2 protein-coding genes are annotated in these 2,693 nt (G+C 72.9%); both read left to right on the top strand.

All coding sequences use genetic code 11. From position 1 onward, the window contains the following. The first annotated feature begins 238 nt into the window (after positions 1–238). Entirely contained in the window at positions 239–727 is a 489-nt protein-coding gene (locus ACWGIU_RS34915) for a hypothetical protein (RefSeq protein WP_453712117.1), read from the top strand. A gap of 112 nt (positions 728–839) precedes the next feature. Beyond that, positions 840–2,606, top strand: a complete 1,767-nt coding sequence (locus tag ACWGIU_RS34920; protein ID WP_453712118.1) for a chitinase — start codon at positions 840–842, stop codon at positions 2,604–2,606. Positions 2,607–2,693 lie beyond the last annotated feature (87 nt).

Consider the following 2,693-nt stretch of genomic DNA (forward strand, 5'->3'; position numbering starts at 1 on the left):
CCCGAACACGCCCGGTATGGGGGCGCCCCTCCGCCTTGCGATGCACCGCATCCGACGCCGTGCGCTGATCCACCGGGAATTACGGGACAGCCCTCAGGCCGCGCCCCCCGGCGCGGACCGCGCGTCACCCGGTGACCCGATTCACTGCCATGGGGTGACGAAACCCGCGTCATACCCGCGCCCGGCCCCGCTCTCTCCAGGTGAGAACACTTCACCTACCGAGAACGGAGGCCGGGCGATGACGTTCCCGGGGGTCAAGACGGCAGTGGAATGGCTGGTATCGGTGGCGCCGGACCCGGACGCCTGCCGGTGGGAGTGGGAGCGCAACCCCCTCGGGGTCGCCCTGCTGCCCGCCGGCCGGCGCTGGGACGTGCTCATCCTGCCCGGGGGCCTGGGGCAGGCCACCCTCGACATACTGCGGCTCCTCACCGACCTGTCCGGCCCGGTGCTCGCCGACTTCGGCGCCACGCGGTGGAGCCGCACACCGATGCCGAGGCTGGGCTTCTTCGTGCCCGCGGGCACGGCGTCGCGGTGGCTCGCCACCGGTGTACGGGGCGCCGGGCGCGGGAGCTGGATCGTGGTCCCGTATCCCGGCCGGGCGGCCGGCGGGGTGCGCTGGCTGGTGCTCCCCGACGGCGAGGGGACGCTCACCGACCCGGCCGTGCTGGAGCTCGCGATGCACGAGGCGGCCGTGCCCGGTCCGGCGAAGGAGGGCCGGAGGTCTTGACAAGGGTATTGGTCTGGACCATCTTGGGCGCCGCTGACCCCCTCCATCCCCCCACGCACCGGAGGCAGTTGTGCGCAGAGCCGTACCCCTCCTTACGGCCGCCGCCCTCGCGGTGGCCGGCTTCCTCGCCGCGGGCCCGCCCGCCGCGGCGGCCGACGCCGACCTCGTACGCAACGGCGGCTTCGAGGCCGGCCTCGACGGCTGGAGCTGCTCGGGCGGCAGCGGAGCCGTCGTCACCACGCCTGTACACGGCGGAAGTTCCGCCCTGCGGGCCACCCCGGCCGGCCAGGACAACGCCCGCTGCTCCCAGACCGTCACCGTCGAGCCCGGATCGGCGTACACGCTCGGCGCGTGGGTGCAGGGCGCGTACGTCCACCTCGGCGCGAGCGGCACCGGCACCACCGACGTGTCGACCTGGACGCAGACGCCAGGAGTGTGGAAGCAGCTGACCGCCACCTTCCGCACCGGCCCCTCCACGACCTCGGTGACCGTCTACACCCATGGCTGGTACGGCCAGCCCGCCCACCTCACCGACGACCTCACCCTGGTCGGTCCGGACCCCGGCGGCCCCGGCGGGCCCCAGCTCCCGGCCGCCCCCACCGGCCTGACCGCCTCCGCCACCTCGTCGAGCTCGGTCGCGCTGGCCTGGTCGGCCGTGCCGGGCGCCACCTCGTACACCGTGCACCGGGACGGCGCGGCGCCGCTGTCCGTCACCTCCGCCTCGGCGGCCGTGACCGGCCTCGCCGCGGCCACCACCTACACCTTCCGGGTCAGCGCGGTGAACGCGGCGGGCGCCTCCCCGCAGAGCGCGCCCGCCACCGCGACCACGCCCGGTGGTGATGGAGGGGGAGGCGGCGGTGGCCTGCCCGCGCACGCGCTCGTCGGCTACCTGCACGCCGGCTTCGCCAACGGCTCCGGCTACGTCCGGATGGCCGACGTACCCGCCTCCTGGGACGTCATCAACCTCGCCTTCGGCGAACCCACTTCGGTGACCTCCGGCGACATCCGCTTCCGGCTCTGCCCGGTCGCGGAGTGCCCGAACGTCGAATCCGCGGCCGAGTTCAAGGCGGCCATCAAGGCCAAGCAGGCGGCCGGCAAGAAGGTGCTGATCTCGATCGGCGGCCAGAACGGCCAGGTCCAGCTCGCGAGCGCGGCCGCCCGGGACACCTTCGTCTCCTCCGTCAGCGCCATCATCGACGAGTACGGCCTCGACGGCCTGGACATCGACTTCGAGGGCCACTCGCTCTCCCTGGCCACCGGGGACAGCGACTTCCGGGCGCCCACCACCCCGGTCGTCGTCAACCTGATCGCGGCCGTCAAGACCCTGAAGGCCACGTACGGCCCGGACTTCGTCCTGACCATGGCCCCGGAGACCTTCTTCGTCCAGCTGGGCTACCAGTACTACGGCTCGGGCCCCTGGGGCGGCCAGGACCCGCGCGCCGGCGCGTACCTCCCGGTGATCCACGCCCTGCGCGACGACCTCACGCTGCTCCACGTCCAGGACTACAACTCGGGCTCGATCATGGGCCTCGACAACCAGTACCACTCCATGGGCGGCGCCGACTTCCACATCGCCATGACCGACATGCTGCTCACCGGCTTCCCCGTCGCCGGGAACACGGCCCGGGTCTTCCCGGCCCTGCGCCCGGACCAGGTGGCCATCGGCCTGCCGGCCACCACCTCCGCGGGCAACGGGCACACCTCGCCCGCGGAGGTGAACAAGGCATTGAACTGCCTGACGAGGAAGACCGACTGCGGGACCTACCAGACCCACGGCACCTGGCCGGGGATGCGCGGCCTGATGACCTGGTCGATCAACTGGGACCGCTTCGGCGGCTGGGAGTTCAGCCGGAACTTCGACGCCTACTTCGGCGGCTGACCAACGCTACGCCGAGCAGCAGGGGAGCGCACATCAGCAGGCTGGCCAGTACGTCCAGCGGCCAGTGCCACCCCCGCAGGATCAGGC

The sequence above is a fragment of the Streptomyces sp. NPDC054840 genome (assembly GCF_053611065.1).